The organism is Kitasatospora sp. NPDC051914, assembly GCF_040680995.1.
Classification (GTDB): domain Bacteria; phylum Actinomycetota; class Actinomycetes; order Streptomycetales; family Streptomycetaceae; genus Kitasatospora.
The window spans coordinates 45,956-72,326 of sequence record NZ_JBFAXX010000007.1 but is presented as its reverse complement, the minus strand read 5'-3'; the positions used below and the strand labels follow the sequence as shown (position 1 = coordinate 72,326).

25 protein-coding genes and 1 pseudogene are annotated in these 26,371 nt (G+C 74.2%); 16 read left to right on the top strand and 10 right to left on the bottom strand.

Annotation, left to right across the window (positions count from 1 at the left end; translation table 11 throughout):
• Nucleotides 1-89: 89 nt before the first annotated feature.
• Complete coding sequence (locus AB0M03_RS07020; protein WP_363489287.1) at nt 90-305, top strand: hypothetical protein; 216 nt, start codon at nt 90-92, stop codon at nt 303-305.
• A gap of 142 nt (nt 306-447) precedes the next feature.
• Complete coding sequence (locus tag AB0M03_RS07015; protein ID WP_363489285.1) at nt 448-1,023, top strand: hypothetical protein; 576 nt, start codon at nt 448-450, stop codon at nt 1,021-1,023.
• 81 nt (nt 1,024-1,104) lie between these two features.
• Here AB0M03_RS07015 and AB0M03_RS07010 read toward each other — a convergent pair whose 3' ends face one another.
• Nucleotides 1,105-1,458 carry an iron-sulfur cluster assembly accessory protein gene (locus AB0M03_RS07010; protein WP_055587162.1) on the bottom strand — a complete coding sequence of 118 codons (354 nt, stop codon included), beginning with the start codon at nt 1,456-1,458 and terminating at the stop codon, nt 1,105-1,107.
• Between the two features lie 206 nt (nt 1,459-1,664).
• On the opposite strand from AB0M03_RS07010, the gene AB0M03_RS07005 reads away from it, so the two are divergent.
• A complete protein-coding gene (locus AB0M03_RS07005) occupies nt 1,665-2,525 on the top strand; it encodes a GNAT family N-acetyltransferase (RefSeq protein WP_363489283.1) in 861 nt (286 codons plus the stop codon).
• A gap of 79 nt (nt 2,526-2,604) precedes the next feature.
• On the opposite strand, the gene AB0M03_RS07000 is transcribed toward AB0M03_RS07005, so the two are convergent.
• The 3 genes from AB0M03_RS07000 to AB0M03_RS06990 form a co-directional block, all read right to left on the bottom strand.
• Nucleotides 2,605-3,972: a pyridoxal-dependent decarboxylase gene (locus AB0M03_RS07000; RefSeq protein WP_363489281.1), complete on the bottom strand. Its 1,368-nt coding sequence runs from the start codon at nt 3,970-3,972 to the stop codon at nt 2,605-2,607.
• Nucleotides 3,973-4,158: 186 nt separating this feature from the next.
• Nucleotides 4,159-4,623, bottom strand: a complete 465-nt coding sequence (locus AB0M03_RS06995) for an Lrp/AsnC family transcriptional regulator (RefSeq protein ID WP_363489279.1) — start codon at nt 4,621-4,623, stop codon at nt 4,159-4,161.
• Between the two features lie 123 nt (nt 4,624-4,746).
• The gene (locus tag AB0M03_RS06990; protein WP_363489277.1) at nt 4,747-5,673 is read right to left on the bottom strand and encodes an NADP-dependent oxidoreductase; all 927 of its coding nucleotides are present in this window, start codon (nt 5,671-5,673) and stop codon (nt 4,747-4,749) included.
• Between the two features lie 216 nt (nt 5,674-5,889).
• On the opposite strand from AB0M03_RS06990, the gene nadA reads away from it, so the two are divergent.
• Nucleotides 5,890-7,071: a quinolinate synthase NadA gene (nadA, locus tag AB0M03_RS06985; RefSeq protein WP_363489275.1), complete on the top strand. Its 1,182-nt coding sequence runs from the start codon at nt 5,890-5,892 to the stop codon at nt 7,069-7,071.
• Between the two features lie 74 nt (nt 7,072-7,145).
• Here nadA and AB0M03_RS06980 read toward each other — a convergent pair whose 3' ends face one another.
• Together AB0M03_RS06980 and AB0M03_RS06975 are read right to left on the bottom strand one after the other, a co-directional pair.
• Nucleotides 7,146-7,439 (bottom strand): hypothetical protein, encoded by a 294-nt coding sequence (locus tag AB0M03_RS06980; RefSeq protein WP_363489273.1) that lies wholly within the window; start codon nt 7,437-7,439, stop codon nt 7,146-7,148.
• Nucleotides 7,440-7,481: 42 nt separating this feature from the next.
• Nucleotides 7,482-8,264 (bottom strand): PspA/IM30 family protein, encoded by a 783-nt coding sequence (locus AB0M03_RS06975; RefSeq protein WP_363489271.1) that lies wholly within the window; start codon nt 8,262-8,264, stop codon nt 7,482-7,484.
• Between the two features lie 268 nt (nt 8,265-8,532).
• Here AB0M03_RS06975 and AB0M03_RS06970 point away from each other — a divergent pair, with 268 nt between their 5' ends.
• Together AB0M03_RS06970 and AB0M03_RS06965 are read left to right on the top strand one after the other, a co-directional pair.
• Nucleotides 8,533-9,126: a DUF3043 domain-containing protein gene (locus AB0M03_RS06970; protein ID WP_363489269.1), complete on the top strand. Its 594-nt coding sequence runs from the start codon at nt 8,533-8,535 to the stop codon at nt 9,124-9,126.
• Between the two features lie 11 nt (nt 9,127-9,137).
• Nucleotides 9,138-10,007, top strand: coding sequence for a methyltransferase domain-containing protein (locus tag AB0M03_RS06965; protein ID WP_363489267.1), 870 nt, complete (start codon nt 9,138-9,140; stop codon nt 10,005-10,007).
• Between the two features lie 57 nt (nt 10,008-10,064).
• Here the strand turns inward: AB0M03_RS06965 and AB0M03_RS06960 are convergent, their stop codons facing one another.
• Nucleotides 10,065-10,265 carry a hypothetical protein gene (locus tag AB0M03_RS06960; protein WP_363489265.1) on the bottom strand — a complete coding sequence of 67 codons (201 nt, stop codon included), beginning with the start codon at nt 10,263-10,265 and terminating at the stop codon, nt 10,065-10,067.
• A gap of 108 nt (nt 10,266-10,373) precedes the next feature.
• Here AB0M03_RS06960 and cobU point away from each other — a divergent pair.
• The 7 genes and pseudogenes from cobU to AB0M03_RS06925 all read left to right on the top strand — a co-directional run.
• Nucleotides 10,374-10,922: pseudogene (gene cobU / locus AB0M03_RS06955) on the top strand (bifunctional adenosylcobinamide kinase/adenosylcobinamide-phosphate guanylyltransferase); the annotation flags it as partial.
• 11 nt (nt 10,923-10,933) lie between these two features.
• The gene (locus tag AB0M03_RS06950) at nt 10,934-12,052 is read left to right on the top strand and encodes a nicotinate-nucleotide--dimethylbenzimidazole phosphoribosyltransferase (RefSeq protein WP_363489263.1); all 1,119 of its coding nucleotides are present in this window, start codon (nt 10,934-10,936) and stop codon (nt 12,050-12,052) included.
• Between the two features lies 1 nt (nt 12,053).
• A complete protein-coding gene (locus AB0M03_RS06945) occupies nt 12,054-12,824 on the top strand; it encodes an adenosylcobinamide-GDP ribazoletransferase (RefSeq protein ID WP_363489261.1) in 771 nt (256 codons plus the stop codon).
• A 229-nt stretch (nt 12,825-13,053) separates the two neighbouring features.
• Nucleotides 13,054-14,550, top strand: a complete 1,497-nt coding sequence (locus AB0M03_RS06940) for a leucyl aminopeptidase (protein WP_363489259.1) — start codon at nt 13,054-13,056, stop codon at nt 14,548-14,550.
• Nucleotides 14,551-14,967: 417 nt separating this feature from the next.
• Nucleotides 14,968-16,356 (top strand): dihydrolipoyl dehydrogenase, encoded by a 1,389-nt coding sequence (gene lpdA / locus AB0M03_RS06935; protein WP_363489257.1) that lies wholly within the window; start codon nt 14,968-14,970, stop codon nt 16,354-16,356.
• A 61-nt stretch (nt 16,357-16,417) separates the two neighbouring features.
• Nucleotides 16,418-18,157 carry a 2-oxoglutarate dehydrogenase, E2 component, dihydrolipoamide succinyltransferase gene (gene sucB / locus AB0M03_RS06930; RefSeq protein WP_363489255.1) on the top strand — a complete coding sequence of 580 codons (1,740 nt, stop codon included), beginning with the start codon at nt 16,418-16,420 and terminating at the stop codon, nt 18,155-18,157.
• Nucleotides 18,158-18,447: 290 nt separating this feature from the next.
• Nucleotides 18,448-18,966: a DUF4240 domain-containing protein gene (locus AB0M03_RS06925; RefSeq protein ID WP_363489450.1), complete on the top strand. Its 519-nt coding sequence runs from the start codon at nt 18,448-18,450 to the stop codon at nt 18,964-18,966.
• 33 nt (nt 18,967-18,999) lie between these two features.
• Here AB0M03_RS06925 and AB0M03_RS06920 read toward each other — a convergent pair whose 3' ends face one another.
• Nucleotides 19,000-19,995, bottom strand: coding sequence for a DUF2510 domain-containing protein (locus AB0M03_RS06920; RefSeq protein WP_363489253.1), 996 nt, complete (start codon nt 19,993-19,995; stop codon nt 19,000-19,002).
• Nucleotides 19,996-20,400: 405 nt separating this feature from the next.
• On the bottom strand, nt 20,401-20,880 hold the full coding sequence (locus AB0M03_RS06915) for a GNAT family N-acetyltransferase (protein WP_363489448.1): 480 nt from the start codon (nt 20,878-20,880) through the stop codon (nt 20,401-20,403).
• A gap of 101 nt (nt 20,881-20,981) precedes the next feature.
• Here AB0M03_RS06915 and AB0M03_RS06910 point away from each other — a divergent pair, with 101 nt between their 5' ends.
• Complete coding sequence (locus tag AB0M03_RS06910; protein ID WP_363489251.1) at nt 20,982-21,902, top strand: TIGR01777 family oxidoreductase; 921 nt, start codon at nt 20,982-20,984, stop codon at nt 21,900-21,902.
• Nucleotides 21,903-22,264: 362 nt separating this feature from the next.
• Nucleotides 22,265-23,593, top strand: a complete 1,329-nt coding sequence (locus AB0M03_RS06905) for an FAD-dependent oxidoreductase (protein WP_363489249.1) — start codon at nt 22,265-22,267, stop codon at nt 23,591-23,593.
• Nucleotides 23,594-23,642: 49 nt separating this feature from the next.
• On the opposite strand, the gene AB0M03_RS06900 is transcribed toward AB0M03_RS06905, so the two are convergent.
• A complete protein-coding gene (locus AB0M03_RS06900; RefSeq protein ID WP_363489247.1) occupies nt 23,643-25,298 on the bottom strand; it encodes a regulator in 1,656 nt (551 codons plus the stop codon).
• Between the two features lie 297 nt (nt 25,299-25,595).
• On the opposite strand from AB0M03_RS06900, the gene AB0M03_RS06895 reads away from it, so the two are divergent.
• Nucleotides 25,596-26,369, top strand: coding sequence for a 3-hydroxybutyrate dehydrogenase (locus AB0M03_RS06895; protein ID WP_363489245.1), 774 nt, complete (start codon nt 25,596-25,598; stop codon nt 26,367-26,369).
• The last annotated feature ends 2 nt before the right edge of the window (nt 26,370-26,371 follow it).

Genomic DNA, 26,371 nt, shown 5'->3' with positions numbered 1-26,371 from the left:
TCGCAACACGGGGCCGGCGTCGTCCGGCCCCGGCCAGGCGCGCCGTGGCAACGAGGCCGCGGCCCGGCGATCGGAGCGAGACAGCGATGATGCCCACCCAGTCCCCCGGCCTTGTCCCGAGCGCGCTCTGCGGGGAGGCGGACGGGGACACCCTCGACGCCCTGGTCAGCTCGTCCCGTCGGCTCGGCCTGTTCTGGCCGCTGCTGGCGGCGGGCCCGCAGCCCGCGGCCGTCCGGCCCTCGGGCGTGTCGGTGCCCTCCGGCGCGCAGCGGCTGGTCGCGTCGATGGCCGAGTACGGCAGCTGACCGACCCAGCGCCACCCCCTCTCTCCCCGCATCCCTCCTGCGCCTTCCGGCCGGGTGGAACCGGTTTTCTCCGGGGCACGTCAAACCGGCGCAGCACCGCTTCGGTGGCGGGTTCGCTGGACCCTCGGGAGGAAGTCGCACCATGGACGCAAGGACCGCAGTCGTACCGTTCGGGGCCGCTCGCCGGCGGCGGGCCGCCGTGCTGGCGGCGGGGGTGGCGCTCGCCGTCTCGGCAGTGGCGGCCTGCGGGTCGCAGACCGCGGGCAGCGCGGGCGGCGCGCCCTCCGCGCAGCCGACGGCGAGCGCGAGCGCCCCGTCCGGGTCGCCCTCGCCGGGCCCGTCGGACAGCCCGACGGCGGCCCCCGAGCCGGGGCAGCCGACCGGTCCCGGGATAGCCGTCGGCGAGCCCGCGCCGACCGCGGCCAGCCTGCCGGCGATCGGGTACTCGCTGACGGACCGCACGCACCTGACCGTGTACTTCTACGGCGGGGTGTGCGAGGAGTACGCCCTGAGGGCGGACGAGCAGGCGCCGGGGCTGGTGCGCGTCCGGGTGGTGGTGTCGAAGCCGGCGCCGCGCGGCAAGGAGTGCCCGGCGCTCGCGAAGCGGGATTCCGTGTCGGCGCAGCTGGCGCAGCCGCTGGGCGAGCGCAATGTGATCGACATGACGTCGGGGACGGGGCTCACCGTGCTGGGTGACGCGCCGGGCGGGCCGCGTTGACCCCGGACGGTTGATGCCGCAGAACGCCGGAGGGCGGCCCCGCATCGGGGCCGCCCTCCGGCGGTTCGGCTGTGGTGCGGCTCAGCTGAAGGAGTCGCCGCAGGCGCAGGAGCCGGTGGCGTTGGGGTTGTCGATCGTGAAGCCCTGCTTCTCGATGGTGTCGACGAAGTCGACGGTGGCGCCGCCGAGGTACGGGGCGCTCATGCGGTCGGTGACGACCTTCACGCCGCCGAAGTCCTTGACGACGTCGCCGTCCAGCGAGCGCTCGTCGAAGAACAGCTGGTAGCGCAGGCCGGAGCAGCCGCCCGGCTGCACGGCGACGCGCAGCGCGAGGTCGTCGCGGCCCTCCTGCTCGAGCAGGCCCTTGACCTTGGCCGCGGCGGCGTCGGTGAGGATGATGCCACTCTCGACGGTGGTCTCGTCCTGGACGGTCATGCTTACTCCCGGTCTGTGACGACAGTGTGCCGCCAGTGCCAACCGGCGGCCTCCCGGATTCATTTCCGGTCGGTGGTATTTCCGGGGGACGTTTTCGTCGCCCGCTCCCCCACGTCTCCCATGCTCGCACACCGTCGCACGGAGCTGGGCGTCCGATCTCGGCAAACCCGCCGCGGCGGGGGTCGCCGGGGGCCAGGATGAGATGCGTGATCGTTCGCCGGGTCAGGGACAGTGCCGCGGATGCCGCGGCCGTCAGGGAGGTGGCGTGGGCGGCCTTCGGGGAGCCCCTCGAAGGGCCCGGCCGGGCGGTGCGGGCGGTGCGGCACGAGTCGCGGACGCGGCACCTCGCGCAGACCGACCCGCAGGGGTGCTGGCTGGCCGAGCAGGACGGCCGGGCGGTCGGGGCGGCGCTGTCGCTGCGGCGCGAGGGCCTGTGGCTGCTGGCGCTGTACGTGGTCGACCCGGCGGTGCAGGGCCGAGGGGTGGGGCGGCTGCTGCTGGAGCACGCGGCCGGGCACGGGCGGGGGTGCCTGCGCGGGATGCTGTGCGCCTCGCCGTCGCCGGCCGCCGCGCGGCGGTACCGGCTGGCCGGGTTCACGCTGCACCCGGCGATGCTGCTGCGCGGGCAGGTCGACCGGGCGGGCCTGCTGGACCCGGGCGACATCCCGGTGCACCCCGGCGGGCCGGCGCAGTTCCACCTGCTGGATTCGGTGGACCGCCGGCTGCGGGGGGCCGCGCGCGGCCCGGACCACGGGTTCATGCTGGCGCACTACGAGGAGCTGCTGGTCGCGGACTCGCTGGCGGGCAGCGGCTACTGCTACCGGGACGGCGGCGGGGTGAAGGCGCTGGCGGCGACGTCGAAGCGGATCGCGACGCGGCTGCTGCGGGAGGCGCTGGCGCGGGTGCCGGACGGGACGGAGGCCCGGGTGGAGTTCCTCACGGCGGAGCAGGAGTGGGCGGTGGACGTCGGCCTGGAGGTGGGGCTGAGCCTGGAGACCCGGGGCTACCTGGGCCTGCGGGGGATGCGGCCGCCGTTGCCGTACATCCCCAGCGGCGCCTTTCTCTGACGGGGTCGACCACGAGGGGGCGCGGGTGGGCCTCCCGGCCGGAAGCCGGGAGGCCCACCCGCGCGCGCCCTTGTTGGTCTCACGCCATGGTGGCGAGGATCTCCTCGACCATGTCCATGGTGGTGCCGGGGTGGAGGAAGGCGAAGCGGGCGACGGTCTCGCCGTCCCAGCCGGTGGGGGTGACGAAGCCGATCTGGTCGGCGAGCAGCTGCTGCGACCAGCGGTAGTAGTCCTCGCGGGTCCAGCCCTTGCGGCGGAAGCAGACCGCGGAGAGCTGCGGGTCGTGGAGCAGTTCCAGGTGCTCGGTGTCGCGGATGAGCTGTGCGGTGTCCCGGGCGAGCTCGAGACCGGTCTCGATGGCGTCGGTGTAGGCCTGGGTGCCGTGGACGGCGAGGGAGAACCAGAGCGGCAGGCCGCGGGCGCGCCGGGTGAGGTGGTAGGCGTAGTCGGTGGGGTTCCACTCGTCGCCCTCGGTGTGCAGGACGTCGAGGTAGGAGGCGTCCTGGGTGTGCACGGCGCGGGCGAGCTGCGGGTTGCGGTAGAGCAGGGCGGCGCAGTCGAAGGGCGCGAAGAGCCACTTGTGCGGGTCGACGACGAAGGAGTCGGCGTGCTCGATGCCGTTGTAGCGCTCGCGGACGGAGGGTGCGAAGAGGCCGGCGCCGCCGTAGGCGCCGTCGACGTGGAACCACAGGCCGCGCTCGCGGGTGACCTCGGAGAGGCCCTGGAGGTCGTCGACGATGCCCTCGTTGGTGGTGCCGGCGGTGCCGACGACGGCGATGACGGTCTCGGGGTTCGGGTCGGCGGCCAGGGCGGCGTGCAGGGCCTCGCCGGTGAATCGGCGGTCGACGGTCGGGACGACGAAGGCCTCGACGCCGATGATGTTGAAGGTGTTCTTGACCGAGGAGTGCACCTGGTCGGCGACGGCGATCCGCAGCCGGGCCTCGGGCCCCACGCCGAGCTTGCGGCGGGCGGTGTCGCGGGCGACGACGAGGGCGGAGAGGTTGCCTGCGGAGCCGCCGGAGACGAAGGTGCCGCCGGCGGAGGCGGGCAGTCCGGCGCGGTCCGCTATCAGGCGGAGCACCTGGTTCTCGGCGGCGATGGCGCCGGCGGCCTCGAGCCAGGAGATGCCCTGGAGGGAGGCGCAGGAGACGACCATGTCGAAGAGCAGGGCGGCCTTGGTGGGGGCGCAGGGGATGAAGGAGAGGTAGCGGGGGCTGTCGGCGGAGATGACGGCCCGGGACAGCTCGTGGTCGTAGAGCTTGAGGACGTCGCCGGGGTCGTTGCCGTGCTCGTTGAGCAGGCCGGAGAGGTGGGTGCGCAGGTGCTCGCCGTCGCCGGGGTGGTCGAGCGGGACGGGGTTGTACTGCAGCCGCTCGCGCATGTAGTCGAAGACGAGCTCCACGAGCCGGCTGTCGGGCTGGTGCATGCGGTCGGGGGCTGCGGACACGGTGGTCCCTCTCGTTCGGGCTGCGGGGCTGTGCGGGCCGGTGCCAGTGGGGTTTCTGGGGCGTACCGGACACGATCAGCGTAGGCAGCGGCGCTGTTGCGGCGCGCGTCGGAACGGGGCCGCGCGGGCAGCTTTCGTGCGTGTTCGAGGGGGGGCGCGCAGCTTTCCTGCGTGGTGCCGGAGGGGTCAGCCGATGAGCCGGGAGAGCACGACGGAGCTTCGGCTGCGCTGGACGCCGGGCTCCTTGCGGATGCGCTCGATGACGGCCTCCAGGTGCCGGGTGTCGGCGGCGCGGAGGTGGACGAGGGCGTCCGGGTCGCCGGTGACCGTCCAGGCGGCGACGACCTCGGGGAACTGGCGGAGGCTGGCGAGGAGTTCCTCGGGGCTGGTCCGCTCGCGGCAGTAGATCTCGACGAAGGCCTCGGTCTGCCAGCCGAGCAGGGCGGGGTCGAGGACGACGGTGAAGCCGCGGACGATGCCGCGGGCGCGGAGCCGGTCGATGCGGCGGCGGACGGCGGTGGCGGAGAGGTTGGCGAGCAGGCCGATCTCGGCGTAGGAGGCGCGGCCGTCCTTGCTGAGGTGCTCCAGCAGGAGGCGGTCGGTCTCGTCGAGCGACGCCCCGCCCGGGTCCGAGGGTCGGTGCGTGCTCATGCCGGGGACTCCACTGGTGGTGCGTGCGAGGGCGGTGGGGCCGTCGGGGTGGGACGGCACACCGCCCCATTCTGGCGGACGCGCGGCTTCGGACCGACCGGCGCTCCCTGTTGCCGGTCGGTCTCAGTCCACCAGCAGCACGATCTTGCCGCGGGTGCGGCCCTCGGCGTTGAGGGCCTGGGCGGAGGCGGCCTGGGAGAGCGGGAAGGTGGAGGCGACCGGGACGCGGAGCTTCCCCTCGTCGGCGAGGCGGCCGAGCGCCTCGAGGCCGGCGGCGTCGGGGCGGACCCAGACGTAGTGGCCGCCGCGGGCGACGACGCCGTAGTCGGTGATCGAGGCGATGCCGGAGGGGTCGCGGACGAGTTGGGCGGAGACCTCGACGGCGTCGCCGCCGATCAGGTCGAGGGCGGCGTCGACGCCGTCGGGGGCGAGTGCGCGGACGCGGTCGGCCAGGCCCTCGCCGTAGGTGACCGGTTCGGCGCCGAGTTCGCGCAGGTAGTTGTGGTTGCGTTCGCCGGCGGTGCCGATGACCCGGGCGCCGTGGGCGGTGGCGATCTGGACGGCGAGGCTGCCGACGCCGCCGGCCGCGGCGTGCACCAGGACGGTCTGGCCCTCGCGGATGCGCAGGGTGGTGACCAGGGCCTGGTGGGCGGTGAGCCCGGCGAGCGGCAGGCCGCCCGCCTGGGCCCAGTCGAGCGAGGCGGGCTTGCGGGCGAGGGTGCGGACGGGGGCGGAGACGAGCTGGGCGTAGGTGCCGTGCTCGGCGGAGTCCTTGCGGACGTAGCCCACGACCTCGTCGCCGGGCTTGAACTCGGTGACGCCGCCGCCGACGGCCTGGACGGTGCCGGCCATGTCCCAGCCCATGATCAGCGGGAAGTGGACGTCCATGATGCCGTCGAGGTACCCCTCGCGGAGCTTCCAGTCGACCGGGTTGACGCCGGCGGCCCTGACCCGGACCAGCACGGAGTCCGGTCCGACCTTGGGATCGGGCACGTCGGTGTACTCGACGACCTCGGGGCCGCCGTACTTCCTGATCACAATCGCCTTCATGGTCCAAGACAACGCGATGGCGGCCCGATGGCGGCCGGGCCACGCCGGTGAAGGCGCCGATCCGGCGAGCGGTTCTCGTCACATCGACAGAACGGCCATCGTCAGAGTGACGCTAACGGGTTATCATAGATAGCGTCAGATAGACGAGAAGGCCCCGCGGTGAAGCCGCAGCTCGGCAGGGGCCGGAAGATCGGCCGCACAGGAGGGCACCCGCCCGTGACCACCACCACCGAGACCTACGGCGTCGACCCCGACCCGACGCCCCTGGCGCTGCTGCTGCTCGGCCGCGAGGCCGACCCCGCGAGCGAGCGCGGCGTCGAGTGCCCCGGGGACCTGCCCGCCGCCTCCGACCCCGACCTGGTCGAGCGCGCCCGCGCCGCCAAGGCGAAGCTGGGCGACCGCGTCTTCATCCTCGGCCACCACTACCAGCGCGACGAGGTCATCGAGTTCGCCGACGTGACCGGCGACTCCTTCAAGCTGGCCCGCGACGCGGCGGCCCGCCCGGAGGCCGAGTACATCGTCTTCTGCGGCGTGCACTTCATGGCCGAGTCCGCGGACATCCTCACCTCGGACGCCCAGCAGGTCGTCCTGCCGGACCTCGCCGCCGGCTGCTCGATGGCCGACATGGCCACCGCCGAGCAGGTCGCCGAGTGCTGGGACGTGCTCACCGACGCGGGCATCGCGGACGTGACCGTGCCGGTCTCGTACATGAACTCCTCGGCCGACATCAAGGCCTTCACCGGCAAGCACGGCGGCACCATCTGCACCTCCTCCAACGCGAAGCGGGCGCTGGAGTGGGCGTTCGAGCAGGGCCAGAAGGTGCTGTTCCTGCCCGACCAGCACCTGGGCCGCAACACCGCCGTCCTGGAGATGGGCTTCTCCCTGGACGACTGCGTGCTCTACAACCCGCACAAGCCGAACGGCGGCCTGACCGCCGAGCAGCTGCGGGACGCGAAGATGATCCTGTGGCGCGGGCACTGCTCGGTGCACGGCCGCTTCAACCTGGACTCGGTGAACGAGGTCCGCGAGCGCATCCCGGGCGTCACCGTGCTGGTGCACCCGGAGTGCCGGCACGAGGTGGTCACCGCGGCCGACATGGTCGGCTCGACGGAGTACATCATCAAGGCGCTGGACGCCGCCGAGCCCGGCTCCAAGTGGGCCATCGGCACCGAGCTCAACCTGGTCCGCCGCCTGGCCAAGGCGCACCCGGACAAGGAGGTCGTCTTCCTCGACCGCACGGTGTGCTTCTGCTCGACCATGAACCGGATCGACCTCCCGCACCTGGTGTGGGCGCTGGAGTCGCTGGTCGAGGGGCGGGTGCCGAACGTGATCACCGTCGACCCCGAGACGGAGAAGTACGCCAAGGCCGCGCTCGACCGGATGCTGGCCCTGCCGTAACGCTCCGCCGCACCGCAGCACGCCGAAGGGCGGGCGCCCCGTACGGGGTGCCCGCCCTTCGCGTGTCACGGGACCTACTCCGGCAGGCCGGGGATCAGGCCGTCCCCCTCGCCGCGCAGCATCTCGCGGACCTCGGCGATGGTCGCCTCCACGTCCGGCAGGATGAGGTCGGAAGGTTCCAGGGAGTCGTCCGGCAGCGGGCTGCCGAACTCCTTGACCGCGCCCAGCAGGCCCTCCAGTGCGGCCCGGAACTTCTCGTCGTCCCCCGACTCCACAGCCTTGAGCAGTTCGTCGTCCAGCTCGTTGAGCCGGTTCAGGTGGCTCTCGCCCACCTCGAACTGCCCCTCACCCATGACCCTCATGATCATGCCGGCGCGTCTCCCTGTCCGGGTACGTGTTGCTGTCCGGTACTACTTGTTGTAGTTGATCTTCCCCGAGTCCTGCTGGCCCTGCTCGATCGCCTGCGGGGCGGCGGCCGGGGAGCCGCCGGTCAGCTCGGCCTTCATCCGGGCGAGCTCCAGCTCGACGTCGCTGCCGCCGGCCACCCGCTCCAGCTCGGCCTCGATGTCGTCCTTGCGACCGAGACCGCTGGCGTCGTCGAGCGCGCCGGAGGCGAGCAGCTCGTCGATGGCGCCGGCCCGGGCCTGCATCTGGGCGGTCTTGTCCTCGGCCCGCTGGATGGCGAGGCCGACGTCGCCCATCTCCTCCGAGATGCCGGAGAAGGACTCGGCGATCCGGGTCTGCGCCTGAGCCGCGGTGTACGTCGCCTTGATGGTCTCCTTCTTGGTGCGGAAGGCGTCCACCTTGGCCTGCAGCCGCTGGGAGGCGAGCGTGAGCTTCTCCTCCTCGGCCTGCAGCTGCTGGTACTGCGTCTCGAGGTCGGTGATCTGGGACTGCAGGTTCGCCTTGCGGGTGAGCGCCTCGCGGGCGAGGTCCTCGCGGCCGAGCGAGAGCGCCTTGCGGCCCTGGTCCTCGTACTTCGAGGACTGCTGCTGCAGCTGGGTCAGCTGGAGCTCCAGGCGCTTGCGCGAGGTGGCCACGTCGGCGACACCCCTGCGCACCTTCTGCAGCAGCTCCAGCTGCTTCTGGTAGGAGTAGTCGAGCGTCTCCCGCGGGTCCTCCGCACGATCCAGTGCCTTGTTGGCCTTGGAGCGGAAGATCAGCCCCATACGCTTCATGATTCCGTCGCTCATGGGCCTCGGGTGCCCCCTTCTACGGGCCTGCGAATTCCGTCTCGTAACACGTCGAGTCTATGTGCAGCGAGCCGGTCGCCGCAGTGCACGAGCTGCAACAAGACTGCTACAGCCGCACACTGTCCGGCATCGTCCCTGGGGTGGACACGACCCTGAGACCATGATCCGGACGGACGAGGGGCCCCCGTACGGGAGACGGGGACGATCGATATCCGTTCGTGCCGACCGGCGCTGCGGAAAGCATCCGGCCAACACGTACGCTGGGGGTGTGTTCCGACGCCGTGATGATGCCTCCTCCGCCGCGACCGCGCTGGCCGAGCAGGACGAGAAGACCCCCCGCGACCCGCAGGCCAAGAAGGGCCGCCCCACGCCCAAGCGCAGCGAGGCCGAGGCCGGCCGGCGCACCCGCGTGACGGTCCCCAAGGACCGCAAGGAGGCCGCCCGGCAGTCCCGCGAGCGGATGCGCTCCGAGCGCGAGAAGCAGCGGACCGCCCTGCTCGAGGGCGACGAGCGCTACCTGCCCGCCCGCGACAAGGGCCCGGTGCGCCGCTACGTGCGCGACTACGTCGACTCCCGCTGGTCGATGGCCGAGTTCTTCCTGCCGTACGCGGTCGTGGTGCTGGTGCTCAGCATCGTCCAGGTGGACATCCTGCGGCTGCTCTCCACGCTGCTCTTCCTGGTCTTCTTCGTCGTGGTCATCCTCGACTTCGTCCGCCTCGGCCTCGGCCTGCGCAAGGCCCTGCGCGAGCGCTTCCCCGACCAGAACACCCGCGGCGCCGTCCCCTACGGCCTGATGCGCACCCTGCAGATGCGCCGCCTGCGCCTGCCCAAGCCGCAGGTGAAGCGGGGCGAGCGGCCCTGACCGCGGAGCCGGTGCCGCCGCCCTGGGCCCTGCCCGTCCAGCAGGAGGCATCCGGGCTGTACGCGCTGCCCGGCCAGGGCGCCGGCGGGCACGACCGGTTGCCTGCCGTCGGCGGCGGCGGCCGGCACGCGGCCGGGCCGTGGCCCGGCCGCCCGGGCGGTCTGCAGACCGTCGTCCGCGACGAACTGCTGACCCGGCAGCTCGCCGAGCAGCTGGCCGGTCGCACCGGCCTGCGCGTCCTCGACGTGGGCTGCGGCCAGGGCACCCAGACGGTTCGGCTCGCCCGCGCCGGGCACTGGGTCACCGGGGTCGACCCCGACCCGGTCACCCTCGGCGCGGCCCAGGCCGCCGTGGCAGCCGAGCCCGCCGACGTCCAGGAACGCGTCCGGCTGATCGGCGGCGACGGGCACGCCTGCGGCCGGTGGTTCCCGCCGCGATCCTTCGACGCCGTGCTCTGCCACGGCGCCCTGATGTACCTCGCCGATCCGGACCCGCTGCTCGCCGCGCTCGCCCGGGTGCTGGACGTCGGCGGCGTGCTGTCGCTGCTCGTCCGCAACGCGGACGCCCTGGCCATGCGGCCCGCGCTGGCCGGCGACTGGCGGGCGGCACTCGCCGCCTTCGACTCCTACCGCTGCACCGACCGGTACGGCGTGCCCGCCCGGGCCCACCACCTCGCCGAGCTGACCACCACGCTCTCCGGCATCTCCGTGCCGCTGCGGCACTGGTACGGCGTCCGGGTCTTCACCGACGCCACCCCCGAGGAGGCGGCGCCGGTGGACGGCCGGCAGCTCGCCCAGCTGCTCGACGCCGAGGAACGCGCCGGCCGCCAGGACCCGTACCGCCAGGTCGCCGCCCTGCTCCACCTCGTCGGCACCAAGTAAGGCGCAGCCGACCGGGGCCGCGCGGAGCAGGACCGGCCGGCCTCCCTGCTGCGCCGCTCAGCCCTCGTGCAGACTCATCGAGTAGACGACCCGGTCGTCCTCCAGCAGCACGGCGCGGTCCACGCCGTCCTCCAGCAGCTGCCGCCAGGTCTCGCCGATCCACGACTCGGCGTCGCCCTGGCCGGGGAACTCCTCCTGGCCGCCGGGCTGGTCGACCCCGGTGCCGTCCTGCTGCTCGAACCGCCACGTCCACACCATGTGTCGGACTCCTCCCGCTCGGTGACCACGCCGTCGTGCGCACACTAGCGTGCCCGCCCGGCCGCGCCCCATACCTGGTAGGGCAGGATGATCCGCATGGCACTCCCCCGCACCCTCCTCCTCGGCGGCGCCCGCTCCGGCAAGTCCACCCGCGCCGAGCAGCTGCTCGGCGCGCACGACGACGTGCTGTACGTGGCGACCGGCGGCACCCGCGACGGCGACCGGGAGTGGGCGGAGCGGGTCAGGCTGCACCGCGACCGGCGGCCGGCCGGCTGGCGCACCGCGGAGACCTGCGACCTGGAGGCCGTCCTCGCCGACGACGGCGACCGCGCCCCGGTGCTGATCGACTGCCTCGCCCTGTGGCTGACCGCGGTGATGGACGAGCACGGCGCCTGGGCCGACGACAGCTGGCACGACGGCGGCGAACAGGCGGTGCAGCGGCGCTGCGACGCGCTCGCCGCGGCCTGGCGGGGCACCCGGCGCCGGGCCGTCGCGGTGAGCAACGAGGTCGGCATGGGCGTGGTGCCCGCGACCCCCGCCGGGCGGCGCTTCCGGGACACCCTCGGGCGGCTCAACATGGCCGTCGCCGACGCCTCGGAGCAGGTGCTGCTGGTGGTGGCCGGGCAGGTGCTGACCGTGAAAGCCGCCGCCGTGTAGCCTTCCGAGCGATGGACACGACCGTGGATCTCGACAGTTTCTCCTCCCTCGTCGAGCGGCCCGACGAGGCCGCCCGCAAGGCCGCCGAGGAGTTCCGGCAGCAGCTCGGCCTGCCGCCGGGCGGTCTCGGCGCACTGGAGGAGCTCGGCGCCTGGCTCGCCTCCGTCCAGGGTGCGGCCCCGCTGCGGCCGGTGGCCGCCGCGAAGGTGCTGCTGTTCGCCGGCGACCACGGCGTCGCCGGGCTCGGCGTCTCCCGGCCCGTCCCCGGCCGCACCACGGCGGATCGCGTCCACGCCGTGCTGGAGGGCACCGCACCGGTCGCGCTGCTCGCCCGCCGCTACGGCGCCGCCGTGCGGGTCGTCGACCTCGCGGTCGACGCCGACCCCGGCGAGTTCCCGGCCGAGGTGTCGCAGTACCGCGTGCGGCGCGGCTCCGGCCGGATCGACGTCGAGGACGCGCTGACCGCCGAGGAGACCGCCCGGGCGTTCCGGGCCGGCATGGCGATCGCCGACGAGGAGGCCGACGCCGGCACCGACCTGGTGCTGCTCGGCGACATCGGCGCCGGCTCCACCACCGTCGCGGCCGTCCTGGTCGGCGCCCTGTGCGGCACCGACGCGGCCGCCGTGACCGGCCGCGGCTCGGGCATCGACGACCGGGTGTGGATGGTCAAGTGCGCCACCGTCCGCGACGCGCTGCGCCGGGCCCGCCCGGTGCTCGGCGACCAGCTGGCGCTGCTCGCGGCGACCGGCGGCGCCGACTTCGCCGCGATCACCGGCTTCCTGCTGCAGGCCGCGGTGCGCCGGCTGCCGGTGGTGCTCGACGGCGTGGTGTCCGCGGCCTGTGCACTGGTCGCCCAGCGGGTCGCCTTCCGGGCCCCCGAGTGGTGGCGGGCCGGCCAGGACAGCGGCGAGCCCGCCCAGGCGAAGGCGTACGACCGGCTCACCCTGACGCCGCTGCAGCAGCTCGGTGTGACGGCCGGCGAGGGTGTCGGCGCCCTGCTGGCGCTGCCGCTGCTGCAGGCCGCCTCGGACGCGCTGGCCGAGCCCGCCTCGGTGCCGGCCGCCGCACCGGCCGAGCCCCGCCCGCCGGCGAAGCTGCCGACCGCGGCGGAGCTGCTGGGCCTGGGCTGACGTGCCGGACGGGCTGCGTTTCGCCTTCGGCACGCTGTCGGTGCTGCCGGTCCGGGTCGACCGCTGGGACCGGCCGACGGCCGGCCGGGCGATGCTCGCCGCTCCCCTGGTGGGTGTGGTGCTGGGTGCGCTGGCGGCGGGTGCCGGGGCGCTGGCGGCTTGGCGCGCGGGCGGGCTGCTCGGTGCGGTGGCCGCCGTCGGGGTGCTCGCCGCGCTGACCCGCGGGCTGCACCTGGACGGGCTGGCCGACGTCGCGGACGGGCTCGGCAGCGGGAAGCCGGCCGAGGACGCGCTGCGGATCATGAAGCAGTCGGACATCGGGCCGTTCGGCGTGCTGACGCTCGTTCTGGTGATGCTGGCTCAGATAGCGGTCATAGCTGGGCAGTTCGACGCCTCGCTCGGCCGCGGCGCGCTGGCTGTGCTCACCGCCGCGGTCGCCGGGCGCTGTGCGCTCGGCTGGGGCTGCCGCGCCGGCGTGCCCGCCGCCCGGCCGGGCGGGCTGGGCGCCGCCGTCGCCGGCACGGTGCCGGCCCTCGGGGCGGTGGCGGTGACCGCGGGCTGCGCGGTGCTGCTGGGTGCGGCCGGGCTGCCGTTCGGCCTGCGGGCCCCGGTGTGGCCGGCGGCGCTGGCGGTCGGGCTGGGCTGCGCGGTGCTGCTGTTGCGGCGCTGCGTGCGGCGGCTGGACGGGATCACCGGGGACGTGCTCGGCGCCATGGCGGAGACCGCCGCGACCGGCGCACTGGTGGCGCTGGCACTGATCGGGACGGGCTGAGCGGCGGCCGGCGGAAGCGTCCGGTTCGCGCGGTTCGTCATACCGTGTACGCCCGGCCGTCCGGGGCCCGGGCGCCCTGCCGCCGCGGAGTCCCAGTATGCGGACTACCATGCGGGGTGCACCGTAGCCCTGCGCCCCGTTTCCCCGCGGAGTGAGCCGGGGTTATGCCGGTACGGCACACCCCGAGCCGTCGCCGGCCGTGGACCGCGAAAGAACAGGACGCATCGTCGTGACAACTCTGTCTGTGAGCACCTCCTCCGCCGCAAGCCTGCGCGCGGACGCCCTGGTGGTCGGCGTGGCGAAGGGCCCCAAGGGCCTGGTGCTCGCCCCCGGCGCCGAGGCCGTGGCCGAGGCGTTCGACGGCACGCTGGCCGAGGTCCTCGCCACCCTGGGCGCGACCGGCGCCGAGGGCGAGGCGGTCAAGGTCCCGGCGGCCGCCGGGCTGAAGGCCCCGCTCGTGCTGGCGGTCGGCCTCGGTGACGCGTCCGAGGACGGCTTCGCCGCGGAGTCGCTGCGCCGCGCCGCCGGTGTCGCGTCCCGCACGCTGGCCGGTGCGAAGAAGGCCGCGCTGCTGCTGCCCGCCGAGACCGCGGAGGAGCTCGAGGCGGTCGCGCTGGGCGGTCTGCTCGGTGCGTACTCCTTCGGCACCTACAAGGGCGAGAACGGCAAGGCCCCGATCGGCGAGCTGGTGCTGCTCGCCACCCGCAAGGGCAGCAAGGACGCCAAGGCCGCGGTCGAGCGCGCCACCGCGGTCGGCGAGGAGATGAACCGCGCCCGCGACCTGGTCAACACCGCGCCGAACGACCTCAACCCGAAGTCCTTCGCCGCGCTCGCCCAGGCGGCCGGCAAGGAGCACGGCCTCAAGGTCGAGGTGCTGGACGAGAAGGTGCTGCTCAAGGGCGGCTTCGGCGGCATCCTGGGCGTCGGCAACGGCTCCGCGAACCCGCCCCGCCTGGTGAAGGTGGCCTACACCCACCCGAAGGCGAAGGCCTCGCTGGCCTTCGTCGGCAAGGGCATCACCTACGACTCGGGCGGCATCTCGCTGAAGCCGGCCGGCCACAACGAGACCATGAAGTGCGACATGTCCGGTGCCGCCGCGGTGTTCGCCGCCGTGGTCGCCGCCAAGCGCCTGGGCCTGCAGGTCAACGTCACCGCCTGGCTGGCGCTGGCCGAGAACATGCCGTCCGGCACGGCGACCCGCCCCGGCGACGTGCTGCGGATGTACGGCGGCAAGACCGTCGAGGTGCTCAACACCGACGCCGAGGGCCGCCTGGTGCTGGCCGACGCGATCGTCCGGGCCGGCGAGGAGAACCCGGACGTCATCGTGGACGTCGCCACCCTGACCGGCGCGATGGTGCTGGCCCTGGGCACCCGCACCTTCGGCGTGATGTCCAACAACGACGAGCTGCGCACCCGCCTGCACGAGACCGCGACCGCGGTCGGCGAGCAGTCCTGGCCGATGCCGCTGCCCGCGGACCTGCGCAAGGGCATGGTCGAGTCGACGATCGCCGACCTCGCCAACATGGGCGAGCGGATGGGCGGCGGCCTGGTGGCCGGCCTGTTCCTGAAGGAGTTCGTGGCCGAGGGCACCGACTGGGCGCACCTGGACATCGCCGGTCCGGCGTTCAACGAGGGCGGCCCGTTCGGCTACACCCCGAAGGGCGGCACCGCCAGCGCCGTGCGCACCCTGGTGCGGTACGCGGAGGACGTGGCGGCCGGCGCCTGACGGCCTGCGGAAATCCGCGGAGGGGTCCGGTGCCCGGGTGGGCGCCGGACCCCTCGGCGTTTTCCTATTACCAGCCGGTAATACCGAGGGGGTGGCGGAGGCCACATTCCGAGACGGTGTTCGCCGCGGGCGAAACTCTCTTCCGCAGAGCGGAAGAAGCCCGGTCCCAGGCCTCCGGCGCCCCCGCTCTCCGCCCCTGCACCACCGCCGTGAGCTGCGGTGATACCCACCCGTACGGGGCATTCGAGCGCCCTGTGACCGCCCGGCTGCGCCGGTGGGGGCGGCCCCGGACACCAGTCGCCTCGAACAAGTGCAAAGATGTATTTCCGGCACGACTGGGCGCCTCACAAAGGCTTCCCACAGCACCGGACCGCGACCGGCCCGGCGAACCGCACCCCTTTGCATGGAGGACGTGACGTGGCGAACGACGCCAGCACCGTTTTCGACGTAGTCATTCTCGGAGGCGGAAGCGGCGGTTACGCCGCGGCGCTCCGCGCCGCCCAGCTGGGTCTGAGCGTCGCGCTGATCGAGAAGGGTGAGCTGGGCGGCACCTGCCTGCACCGCGGCTGCATCCCCACCAAGGCCCTGCTGCACGCGGCCGAGGTCGCCGACGAGACCCGCGAGGCCGCCGAGTTCGGCGTGCTCGCGACCTTCCAGGGCATCGACATCAAGGGCGTCCACAAGTACAAGGACGACGTCGTCTCCGGCCTGTACAAGGGCCTGCAGGGCCTGGTCGCCTCCCGCAAGGTCACCTACATCCAGGGTGAGGGCCGGCTGTCCTCGCAGACCTCGGTGGACGTCAACGGCCAGCGCGTCGAGGGCCGCCACATCGTCCTCGCCACCGGCTCGGTGCCGAAGTCGCTGCCCGGTCTGACCATCGACGGCAACCGGATCATCTCCTCGGACCACGCCCTCAAGCTCGACTACATCCCGAAGTCGGCCGTCATCCTCGGCGGCGGCGTCATCGGCGTCGAGTTCGCGTCCGTGTGGAAGTCCTTCGGCGTCGACGTCACCATCGTCGAGGCCCTGCCGCACCTCGTCCCGCTGGAGGACGAGAACAGCTCCAAGCTGCTCGAGCGCGCCTTCCGCAAGCGCGGCATCAAGTTCGAGCTGAAGGCCCGCTTCTCGGGCGTCGAGTACACCGAGAACGGTGTCCGCGTCTCCACCGAGAACGGCAAGCAGATCGACGCCGACGTGCTGCTCGTCGCCATCGGCCGCGGCCCGGTCTCGGCAGGCCTCGGCTACGAGGAGGCCGGCGTCGCGATGGACCGCGGCTACGTCCTGGTCGACGAGTACCTGCGCACCAACGTGCCGACCATCTCGGCCGTCGGCGACCTCGTCCCGACCCTGCAGCTCGCCCACGTCGGCTTCGCCGAGGGCATGCTCGTCGCCGAGCGCCTGGCGGGCCTGAAGACCGTCCCGATCGACTACGACGGCATCCCGCGCGTCACCTACTCGAACCCCGAGGTGGCGTCCGTCGGCCTGTCCGAGGCCAAGGCCGTCGAGCAGTACGGCAAGGACAAGATCGTCACGCTCAAGTACAACCTGGCCGGCAACGGCAAGAGCAAGATCCTGAAGACCGCCGGCGAGATCAAGCTCGTCCAGGTCAAGGACGGCGCCGTGGTGGGTGTCCACATGGTCGGCGCCCGCATGGGCGAGCAGGTCGGCGAGGCCCAGCTGATCTACAACTGGGAGGCCCTGCCCGCCGAGGTCGCGCAGCTCATCCACGCGCACCCCAGCCAGTCCGAGGCCCTGGGCGAGGCGCACCTGGCGCTGGCCGGCAAGCCGCTGCACGCGCACGACTGATCCGCGGCACCCCTTAGTTGTCCATTCCTGTACGCAAGACTTGATAGGAGTCGCTGAAACCATGGCGGTCTCAGTAACACTGCCCGCACTGGGCGAGAGCGTGACCGAGGGCACCGTCACCCGCTGGCTGAAGGCCGAGGGTGAGCGCGTGGAGGCCGACGAGCCGCTGCTCGAGGTCTCCACCGACAAGGTCGACACCGAGATCCCGGCCCCCGCGTCCGGCATCCTCGCGTCGATCAAGGTCGGCGAGGACGAGACGGTCGAGGTCGGCGCCGAGCTGGCCATCATCGACGACGGCTCGGGCGCCCCCGCGGCCGCTCCGGCCCCGGCCGCGGAGGCTGCGCCGGCCGCCGCCCCGGCCGCCGAGGCCCCCGCCGCTGCCCCCGCCCCGGCCGCAGACGCCGCTCCGGCCCCGGCCGCCGCCCCGACGGACGCCACGCCGGTGCTGCTGCCCGCGCTGGGCGAGTCGGTCACCGAGGGCACCGTCACCCGCTGGCTGAAGGCCGAGGGCGACACCGTCGAGGTCGACGAGCCACTGCTCGAGGTCTCCACCGACAAGGTCGACACCGAGATCCCGTCGCCGGTCGCCGGCACCCTGGTGAAGATCCTGGTCGGCGAGGACGAGACCGCCGAGGTCGGCGCCCAGCTCGCGCTGATCGGTGCCGCGGGCGCGGTCGCCACCGCCCCGGCGCCCGCCGCCGCCCCGGCTCCGGCTGCTGCTCCGGCTCCGGCTCCGGCTCCCGTGGCCGAGGCCCCCGCGCCGGCGCCCGCTCCGGCTCCGGCCCCCGTGGCCGCTGCCCCGGCTCCGGCCGCCCCGGCGCCCGCGCCCGCCCCGGTGGCTGCTCCGGCCCCGGCCGCCACCGCCCCGGCCGCGGACAACGGCGACGCGTACGTCACCCCGCTGGTGCGCAAGCTCGCCGCCGAGCACGGTGTGGCCCTCTCGGCCGTCACCGGCAGCGGTGTCGGCGGCCGTATCCGCAAGCAGGACGTGCTGGCCGCCGCCGAGGCCGCGAAGGCCGCCCAGGCCGCGCCCGCCGCCGCCCCGGCCACCGCGCCGAAGGCTGCCGCCGCCCCGTCCCCGCTGCGCGGCCAGACGGTCAAGATGACCCGCATCCGCAAGGCCATCGGCGACAACATGCTGAAGGCCCTGCACGAGCAGGCCCAGCTGACCAGCGTGGTCGAGGTGGACGTCACCAAGATCATGTCGCTGCGCGGCAAGGCCAAGGACTCCTTCCTCGCCCGTGAGGGCGTGAAGCTGTCCCCGATGCCGTTCTTCGTCAAGGCCGCCGCCCAGGCGCTGAAGGCCCACCCGGTCATCAACGCCCGGATCAACGAGGCCGAGGGCACCATCACCTACTTCGACACCGAGAACGTCGGTATCGCGGTGGACTCGGAGAAGGGTCTGATGACCCCGGTCATCAAGGGTGCGGGCGACCTCAACATCGCCGGCATCTCCAAGAAGACCGCCGAGCTGGCCCAGAAGGTGCGCGGCAACAAGATCACCCCGGACGAGCTGTCCGGCGCCACCTTCACCATCAGCAACACCGGCTCGCGCGGTGCGCTGTTCGACACCGTCATCGTGCCGCCGAACCAGGTCGCGATCCTGGGCATCGGCGCCACGGTGAAGCGCCCGGTGGTCATCGAGTCCGACGGCGGCACCGCCATCGGCATCCGCGACATGACCTACCTGTCGCTCTCCTACGACCACCGCCTGGTGGACGGCGCCGACGCCGCCCGCTACCTGGTGGCCGTCAAGGAGATCCTGGAGGCCGGCGAGTTCGAGGTCGAGCTCGGCCTGTAAGGACGACGCCGCAAGGCATGCACAGCCCCCGCCCCGGTTCGCCGGGGCGGGGGCTGTTCTGTCGCCCGCTCGCCTCCGGGCCCTCTGAACCCGGCGCCGGCACCCTCCCCCGGCCCGGCGGCTGGGAGGTGCCCCCCATGCTCCGTCGCTGCGCTCCCTCCCTCCTCCCTTTCGGCACCGGCGGGTCCCTCGGCTCGGGGCGGGGGTTTCGCGCCGTCCAGGATCGGCTGAGCCGCTCCTCGCGTGCCTCGCATGCATTCACCGGGGTCAGCGTGGATGCTGGAGCGGTGATGTACGAGACGGACTTCTGGCAGCTGATCGACGACACCCGCGCGGCCGCAGAGGGAGATCCGGACGACCAGGCGGACGCGCTGGTCGACCGGCTGGTGCAGCTCACCCCGGACGATGTGATCGACTTCGCCCGGCTGTTCGAGGCACGCTTCCAGCGGGCCTTCACGACCGAGCTCTGGGGTGCCGCGCACCTGATGCTGGGCGGCGCCACTGCGGACGACTTCGACTTCTTCCGGTGCTGGCTGATCGGCCAGGGCCGCGAGGTGTACGAGCACGCGGTGCACGAACCGGACGAGCTGGCCGTGCTGGTCCCCGACTTCGACGAGGAGGAGGACGGCGAGGCCGAGGACCTCGGCTACGCCGCCGACGAGGCGCACGAGCAGCTGACCGGTCTGCCGCTGCCCGATCTGGGGCTGGAGCAGCAGGACGGCCCGGAGGGCGCGCCCTTCGACTTCGAGGACGCGGACATCATGGCGAAGCGCTTCCCCCGGCTGTGGGAGCGCTTCGGCGAGGAGTGAGCCCGGCCGGCACAGTGCCGACCGGGCTGCCGTTCAGGCGTTGCTGCCGGCCGTGGTGGAGCGGATTCCCTTGACGATGGCGTCGAGCGTGCCAGGGTCCGGCGCCTTGGGGTCGTCGTCCACGCCGCCGTGCATCATCACGAAGCCCCTGCCGCGGGCGTCCGGCACGGCGACCATCAGGACGTAGCCCGAGGCACCCTGCTTGGGCGTGACGTGCCAGCGGACGGCGTAGCCGGTGGCGCCGGCGACGGTGATCGAGCCGGAGGTCAGCTCCTCGTGGCTGGCGAGGTCACCGAAGATCCGCGGGGCGTACTCGGCCATGGCGGCCTTGGCGACGGTGGCGGCGTCCGTGCCGGGCACGGACACCGTCTCCACGGAGAACTGGCCGCGGATGCACTGGGTCTCCATGCCGCAGTCGTACGGGCCGGTGACCTCCCACACCGATTGCGAGCCGTTGCTGCTGTGCACCGTCCAGCCGGTGGGCCGCGGGACGCGCCAGCCGTGGATGATGTCGGTGAGCGTGCTGCCGGCGAGCGCGGAGGAGCTGCTGCGCGGGCTCGGGCTGGTCCGCGGCAGGCTGGGGCTCGTCCGGGGGGACGCCGAGAACGCGGCGGACGGCGGCGGGGCGACCACCACCGGCGGGTCGTCGTCGCCGTCCGCGAGCACCAGCACCACGCCGGCGATCACGGCCAGGGCCAGCACGCCGGCCGCGATGCCGATGATCAGCCCGTTGCGGTTCTTCGGGCCGGGCACGGCCGAGGGGTACGCGTACGGCGGGCCGGGCTGCGGGTAGCCGTAGGGCGCCGACTGCTGCTGCGGGTAGCCGTACCCCTGGGCGGGCGCCACGGGCTGGCCCGACCAGGCCTGGGTGGGGGCGTCGGCGATCTGCGCGGGCTGCGCGGCCGCGGCGGACTGGGCGGGGCGGACCTCGGCGGTCCACGCGGTGCCGTCCCACCAGCGTTCCTGCGCGGCGCCGCCCGGCCCGGTCTCCGGGACGGGGTACCAGCCGGGAGGAGTCGATGTGCTCACGGCCGTACGGTACCGGTCCCGGGGTGCAGCCCGGCAGGGGCGGCAAGGTCACGATTGGACCGGCCGTCAGAAGCCCTGCGTGCGCGGGCGCGTCCTGCCCCGAGCCGAAGGGCCCGCCGGTGTCGAAAGCGAGGAGCGAGGGAGCGCCTCCGCCCCGAGCCGAAGGGCCCGCCGGTGCCGAAAGCGAGGAGCGAGGGAGCGCCTCCGCCCCGAGCCGAAGGGCCCGCCGGTGCCGAAAGCGAGGAGCGAGGGAGCGCAGCGACGGAGCGACGACCGTCGGCGCCGGATCAGGAGGGCCCGGAGGCGAGCGGGCGACAAACAGAGCGACGACCGTCGGCGCCGGATCAGGAGGGCCCGGAGGCGAGCGGGCGACAAACAGCGGCGAGCGGGCGACAACACAGCCCGTCAGGCAAGCAGGCTGCGGCCCATCCAGACGTCGTCGACGTACTCGCCGTCGAGCAGGAACTCGCCCGGGAGCACGCCCTCCACCCGGAAGCCGCACTGCTCGTAGAGGCGGCGGGCGGGCTCGTTGTGGGCGAGCACCCGCAGGGTGATGCGGCGGGCGCCGGCCGCCGCCGCGGCCTCGCAGGCGGCCTCGACGAGGGCCCGGCCGACGCCCCGGCCCCGGGCCTCGCGGGCCACTGCCAGGCCCTGGATCTGCCGGACGTGCCGGTTGCTGGCCAGCGGGGTGGGCGGCACCTGGCGGGTGTAGCCGACGACGGCTCCGCCGAGTTCGGCGACGAGGTACTCGTCGGGGGTGTGCCGCTCGTCGAAGAACGCGCTGCCCTCGGGGCTCTGCGGGGCCACCTCACTGAGGGTGGACCAGACCGAGCGGTCCAGCGCGGCGAGCGCCGCGTCGTCCTCGGCGCGGCCCGTACGGATCATCAGCTCGTCGGTGTGCACCGCGCCATGGTAGGCGGTGCCGTCAGGGGTGGTCGGCACGCATGAGGGGCAATGGCCGAGGTTTGGCCGCAAGCCCTGGAAGGATGGGGGGCATGCGCATTGCGGTGACAGGTTCCACGGGTCTGATCGGTTCCGCTCTCGTCCGCTCGCTGCTCGCGGACGGCCACGAGGTGGTGCGCCTGGTGCGCCACCGCAGCCGGGTCGGCGAGCAGCCGGACGGCACGGTCGGGGTGGGCTGGAACCCGCACCTGCTGCAGGTGGACGCGGCCGGCCTGGAGGGCACCGACGCGGTGGTGCACCTGGCCGGCGCCGGGGTCGGCGACCGGCGCTGGACACGGGCGTACAAGCAGGAGATCCGGGACAGCCGGGTGCTCGGCACCGAGACGGTGGCGGGTGCGCTGGCGAAGCTGAAGCGGCCGCCGCGGGTGCTGGTGAGCGCCTCCGCGGTCGGCTACTACGGGCAGACCGGCGACCGGGTGATCGACGAGACCGCGCCGGCCGGGGACGACTTCCTCGCCGGGGTGTGCCAGGAGTGGGAGGCCGCCGCGAGGCCGGCCGCCGACGCGGGCATCCGGGTGGTGCACCCGCGCACCGGCCTGGTGCTGTCGGCCGCCGGCGGCGCCGCCGGGCGGATGGTGCCGCTGTTCCGGCTGGGGCTGGGCGGGCGGCTGGGCTCCGGCCGGCAGTACTGGAGCATCATCTCGCGGGCGGACGAGGTGGCGGCGCTGCGGTTCCTGATCGACCGTCCGGAGATCTCCGGGCCGGTCAACCTGACCGGCCCGGAGCCGGTGACCAACACCGAGCTGACGGAGGCGCTGGGCCGCGCGCTGGTGCGGCCGACGGTGCTGCCGGTGCCGACCCTGGCGCTGCAGGCCGTGCTGGGCGAGATGGCGGTGGAGGTGGTGGGCAGCCACCGGGTGGTGCCCGACCGGCTGTTGGCGTCCGGGTTCCGGTTCCGGCACCCGGACGTCGACTCCGCGGTGCGTTCGGCGCTGGAGGACTGAGAGGGTCCGCTTCCGGGTATCCGCCCCTGTGTGCGGGGGCGGACCCGGTCCACTGCCCGGCGCACGGGGGCGCATGGTTGCACACGAAGGGCGCGCCTTTGCGCCCCCGGTGACCATACGCGCCCGGCGCCGCCGGATCGCCGCTGGTCCGGCGCACGGTCGGTGACCGTGCCCCTCCGCAGTGCCACCACGCCCCGAACGTTTCCCCGATTCGGCCGGACGTGCTTGTCTATCCGCGCAGTGACGGGGCATCACGTTGACGGACCGTATCCCGGCACCCCGCTGCCCGCCTCGGCCGGAGCTCCACGGGCCCGGCCGCCGCCGCGCGGGCCGGAGGCCGCCGTCAGGGAGGGAGCACACCCGTGCCCGCATACGACTTCACCCGCCGCACCCGCCAGCCGTCCGATCCGGACGTGGTCGTGGTCGGTGCCGGACTCGCGGGCCTGGCCGCCGCCCGCGCGCTGACCGGACAGGGCCTCAGCGTCGAGGTCCTGGAGGCCACCCGGCGCATCGGCGGCCGGATGGCCTCGGACGGGCTGGACGGATTCCGGCTCGACCACGGCATCCACCTGCTGAACACCGACCACCCGGAGCCCGCCCGCCGCCTCGACCTCGACCGCCTGGAGCTGCGCCCCCTCGCGCCCGGTGTCCTGGTGCACAGCGCGGGCCGCCGGCACCGGGTGGGGATCCCGCCGCAGGCCTCCGCGCGGACGGCCGGCGGCCGCGGCGCGCTCGGCGGTCCGCTGGGCAGCCCGCTGGACCGGGCCCGGCTGGCCGCCGCCCTCGGCCGGCTCGCGGCGACGCCCGTCCCCCGGCTGCTCGCCCGGCCGGAGACCACGGCCGCCCGGGCCCTCGCCGACCGCGGCCTGACGGGCCGCACCGTCGACGGCTTCCTGCGGCCGCTGTTCGGTGCCCTGCTCGCCGACCGGTCGCTCGGCACCAGCAGCCGGGTCGCCGACCTGGTGCTGCGCTCCTACGCCCGCGGCCGGCTCTGTCTGCCCGCAGGCGGAACGGCGGCGGTGCCCGCTCAGCTCGCCGAGGGTCTGCCGGCCGGCACCGTACGCCTCAACGTCGAGGTGACCGCGGTGTCGGCGGACGGCGTGGAGACCGCCCGGCACGGCCGGATCGGCGCGCAGGCCGTGGTGCTGGCCTGCGACGCGCGCTCCGCGGCCGCGCTGCTGCCCGGGCTGCGGCTGCCCGACTTCCACTCGGTGACCACGTACTTCCACGCGGCCGACCGCTCCCCGCTCGGCGAGCCGGCGCTGCTGCTCGACGCCGACCGCTCCGGGGTCGCCCACACGCTGGTGCTCAGCGATGTGCACCCCTCGTACGCGCCGGTCGGCCGGGCCCTGGTCGCCACCACCGTACTGGGCCGCCGCACCTACGACATCGGCGGCCCGGCCGGGTTCGAGCCGGTGGTGCGCCGGCGCCTGGCGGAGCTGTACGGCACCTCCACCGCCGGGTGGGAGTTCCTGAGCGTGCGCCACGCGCCGGACGCCGTGCCGGCGATGCCCGCGCCGCACCACTTCCGCCGCTCGGTGCGGGTGCTCGCCGGGCTGTACGTGTGCGGCGACCACCGGGACACCAGCAGCGTGCAGGGCGCGCTGGTGTCCGGGCGGCGGGCCGCGCAGGCGGTGCTGCGCGACCTCGGTCTCGAGACGGCGGTGCGGGCCTCCGACGTGGCGGCCTGACCGCGGCACCGCGTCGGCCCGCCCGGACACCGGGCGGGCCGACGGGCGCTCAGATCACCCCGGCCTGGCGGGCCGCCTCCTCGAAGGCGCGGACGGTCGGCGTGGCCCGGTAGGGGGCGAGCCGCCGGTGGAAGTCGCGCAGGTACTCCACCGTGCGGGCGGAGCGCATCTCGCCGGCGGCGCGCAGCGACTCCCCCGCCATCGTGCAGGACTCCTCGACCTCGCCCATGCCCAGCCGGGCGGTGGCGAGGACCAGGCGGCACAGGATGCGGCTGCGGGCGTAGGCCGGGGCGCGCAGCCGCAGCGACTTCTCGGCGTGCTGGGCGGCGGGGCGCCACTGCTGCAGGTCGCGGTAGCAGTGCGCGAACTCGTCGGCCAGCTGGGCCTCGTCGAAGTAGCGCGACCAGGACGGCGCCTCGTCGCCGGGCCGGGCGGTGGCGAGCGCCCGCTCGCAGCGCACCATGGCGGCGGTGCAGGAGCGCACGTCGCCGATCAGCGCGTGGCCGCGGGCCTCGGCCGCGTGCATCAGCGCCTGGACCACCGGGGCGGCGGAGGTGCCGACGCCCTGCTGGGCGACCCGGGCCAGCTGGATCGCCTCCCGGCCGTGGCCGAGGTGGACGGCCTGCTGGCTCATGGTGGTGAGCACGAAGCCGCCGAGCACCCGGTCGCCCGCGGCCTGGGAGAGCCTCAGCGACTGGACGAAGTACCGCTGGGCGAGGCCGTGGGCGGCGATGTCGAAGGACGTCCAGCCGGCCAGCCGGGTCAGGTCGGCGACGGCGCCGAACAGCGCCCGGCCGATCTGCTCGCCGTAGCGGCCGCGCAGCATGGGCTCGGCCTCGGACTCCAGGTAGCGCACCAGCGCCTGGCGGGCGTGCCCGCCGCCGTAGGCGTGGTCGAGGGCGCGGAAGAGGTCGCCGACCGCGCGGATCGCGGCGATGTCGCCGCGGCCGACCCGCACCGCGGGCCGGCTGTCGCGGCCGGGCGCGGACCCCTCGGCACCCTCCGCACCGGGCAGCGGCCGCCGGGCCTGCTGCGGCACCCGCCCGGGGACGGGCCGGGCCGCCCCCGGGCGGGCCGCCCCCGGCGCGGGCCGGTGGCCGGCCAGCTCCTCCGGGGAGAGGGTGGTGGCGTCGCGGGCGACCCGCTCGTCGGTGCGGCCGATCAGCCAGTCCCTGCTGGGGACGACCAGGCCGGCCGGGGTGAAGGCGATCTTGCGGAGCTCGGCGTACGGGCCGTTGTCCTTGCGCCACATGGAGGCGACGATGTCGACCGCCTCCTGCGGGGTCTCCGCGAACTCCAGCCCGGCGTAGACCGGGGCGCAGGCGTCCAGGCCCACGTCCTGGGCGGTGAGCCGGCGGCCGAGCCGCCGGGTGAAGACCTCGGCGATCAGTGCCGGGGTGGCGCCGCGCGGCTGCTGGCCGCGCAGCCAGCGGGTGACGGACGTCTTGTCGTAGCGCAGGTCGAGGCCGTGTTCCAGGCCGAGCTGGTCCACGCGTCTGGCCAGGCCGGCGTGGGAGAAGCCGGACTCCTCGATGAGCGCGGCGAGTTGCGGGTTCTGCGTGCGGTGGCCGCCGGGGCCGGCCTCCGCCGGGCGGTCGTCGTCTTCGCCGGACACGTGCGGAGGGGCCCCGGCCTGCACTTCGTGCGGGTCGAGCGCATCGAGCGGTCCGTACGCCGGGCTGTCGGTCACAGGCCGTTGGGGCATGTCAGTCAACACCTCTCGAGCGCCGCTCCGGTCCCCCCGGTTTTCGGGCGACGCCCCTGTCGGGAATCGGCGTGACAGTAGCGAGCATTCGGGCGCTATGGGTCGATTCGGGCGTGCAATCCTCCGAACGGGTGATGCAAGGGCGCCCAATACGGGGAAGCGGGCGCACACAGTGTTTGGGACGCACCACCGGTGCGCCCGGGGCCGGCCCGTGTGAGAACCCCACACCCCGCGACGCGGCCCTGTGTCCACCGGACACATAGGAGCGCGGCCGCCGCCTTCCTACCGTTCTCGGCCATGGACACCACTTCAGCCACCGACCCGCGGCCGCCGCTGCAAGGCCGGACGGCGCTGGTCACCGGCGCCGCCTCCGGCATCGGCCGGGCCTGCGCCGAGGCCTTCGCCGCGGCCGGCGCGAAGGTCTACGTCGTCGACCTCGCCGCCGACCCGGCCGAGGAGCTCGCCGACCGGATCGGCGGGGTCGCCGTCGTCGCCGACCTCTCCGACCCCGGGGCGGTGGAGGCCCTGCCGGACGACGCCGACATCGTGGTCAACAACGCCGGCCTGCAACACGTCGCGCCGCTGCACGAGTTCCCCACCGACCGTTTCACCCTGCTCCAGCGGGTCATGGTGGAGGCCCCGTTCCGGATCATCCGGCGCACCCTGCCGCACATGTACGGGAACGAGTGGGGACGCATCGTCAACATCTCCTCCGTGCACGGCCTGCGCGCCAGCGCCTTCAAGTCCGCGTACGTGACCGCCAAGCACGCGCTGGAGGGGCTCAGCAAGACCGCCGCCCTGGAGGGCGCCCCCTACGGCGTGACCAGCAACTGCATCAACCCCGGCTACGTGCGCACCGCCCTGGTCGAGCGGCAGGTGGCCGCCCAGGCGCTGGCGCACGGCATCCGCGAGGACGAGGTGGTGGAGCAGATCATGCTCGACCGCACCGCCGTCAAGCGGCTGATCGAGCCGGACGAGGTGGCGCAGCTGGCGCTCTGGCTGTGCTCGCCGTCCGCCTCGTACATCACCGGTGCCAGCCTCCCCGTGGACGGCGGCTGGACCGCGCACTGACC

What these genes read in the sequence shown, in the direction of transcription:
- AB0M03_RS07020 (WP_363489287.1), top strand. Translation starts at nt 90, where the DNA reads ATGCCCACCCAGTCCCCCGGCCTTGTCCCGAGCGCGCTCTGCGGGGAG.
- AB0M03_RS07015 (WP_363489285.1), top strand. Translation starts at nt 448, where the DNA reads ATGGACGCAAGGACCGCAGTCGTACCGTTCGGGGCCGCTCGCCGGCGG.
- AB0M03_RS07010 (WP_055587162.1), bottom strand. Translation starts at nt 1,458, where the DNA reads ATGACCGTCCAGGACGAGACCACCGTCGAGAGTGGCATCATCCTCACC.
- AB0M03_RS06995 (WP_363489279.1), bottom strand. Translation starts at nt 4,623, where the DNA reads ATGAGCACGCACCGACCCTCGGACCCGGGCGGGGCGTCGCTCGACGAG.
- AB0M03_RS06990 (WP_363489277.1), bottom strand. Translation starts at nt 5,673, where the DNA reads ATGAAGGCGATTGTGATCAGGAAGTACGGCGGCCCCGAGGTCGTCGAG.
- AB0M03_RS06980 (WP_363489273.1), bottom strand. Translation starts at nt 7,439, where the DNA reads ATGATCATGAGGGTCATGGGTGAGGGGCAGTTCGAGGTGGGCGAGAGC.
- AB0M03_RS06975 (WP_363489271.1), bottom strand. Translation starts at nt 8,264, where the DNA reads ATGAGCGACGGAATCATGAAGCGTATGGGGCTGATCTTCCGCTCCAAG.
- AB0M03_RS06960 (WP_363489265.1), bottom strand. Translation starts at nt 10,265, where the DNA reads ATGGTGTGGACGTGGCGGTTCGAGCAGCAGGACGGCACCGGGGTCGAC.
- AB0M03_RS06950 (WP_363489263.1), top strand. Translation starts at nt 10,934, where the DNA reads ATGGACACGACCGTGGATCTCGACAGTTTCTCCTCCCTCGTCGAGCGG.
- sucB (WP_363489255.1), top strand. Translation starts at nt 16,418, where the DNA reads ATGGCGGTCTCAGTAACACTGCCCGCACTGGGCGAGAGCGTGACCGAG.
- AB0M03_RS06925 (WP_363489450.1), top strand. Translation starts at nt 18,448, where the DNA reads ATGTACGAGACGGACTTCTGGCAGCTGATCGACGACACCCGCGCGGCC.
- AB0M03_RS06915 (WP_363489448.1), bottom strand. Translation starts at nt 20,880, where the DNA reads ATGATCCGTACGGGCCGCGCCGAGGACGACGCGGCGCTCGCCGCGCTG.
- AB0M03_RS06910 (WP_363489251.1), top strand. Translation starts at nt 20,982, where the DNA reads ATGGGGGGCATGCGCATTGCGGTGACAGGTTCCACGGGTCTGATCGGT.
- AB0M03_RS06900 (WP_363489247.1), bottom strand. Translation starts at nt 25,298, where the DNA reads ATGCCCCAACGGCCTGTGACCGACAGCCCGGCGTACGGACCGCTCGAT.
- AB0M03_RS06895 (WP_363489245.1), top strand. Translation starts at nt 25,596, where the DNA reads ATGGACACCACTTCAGCCACCGACCCGCGGCCGCCGCTGCAAGGCCGG.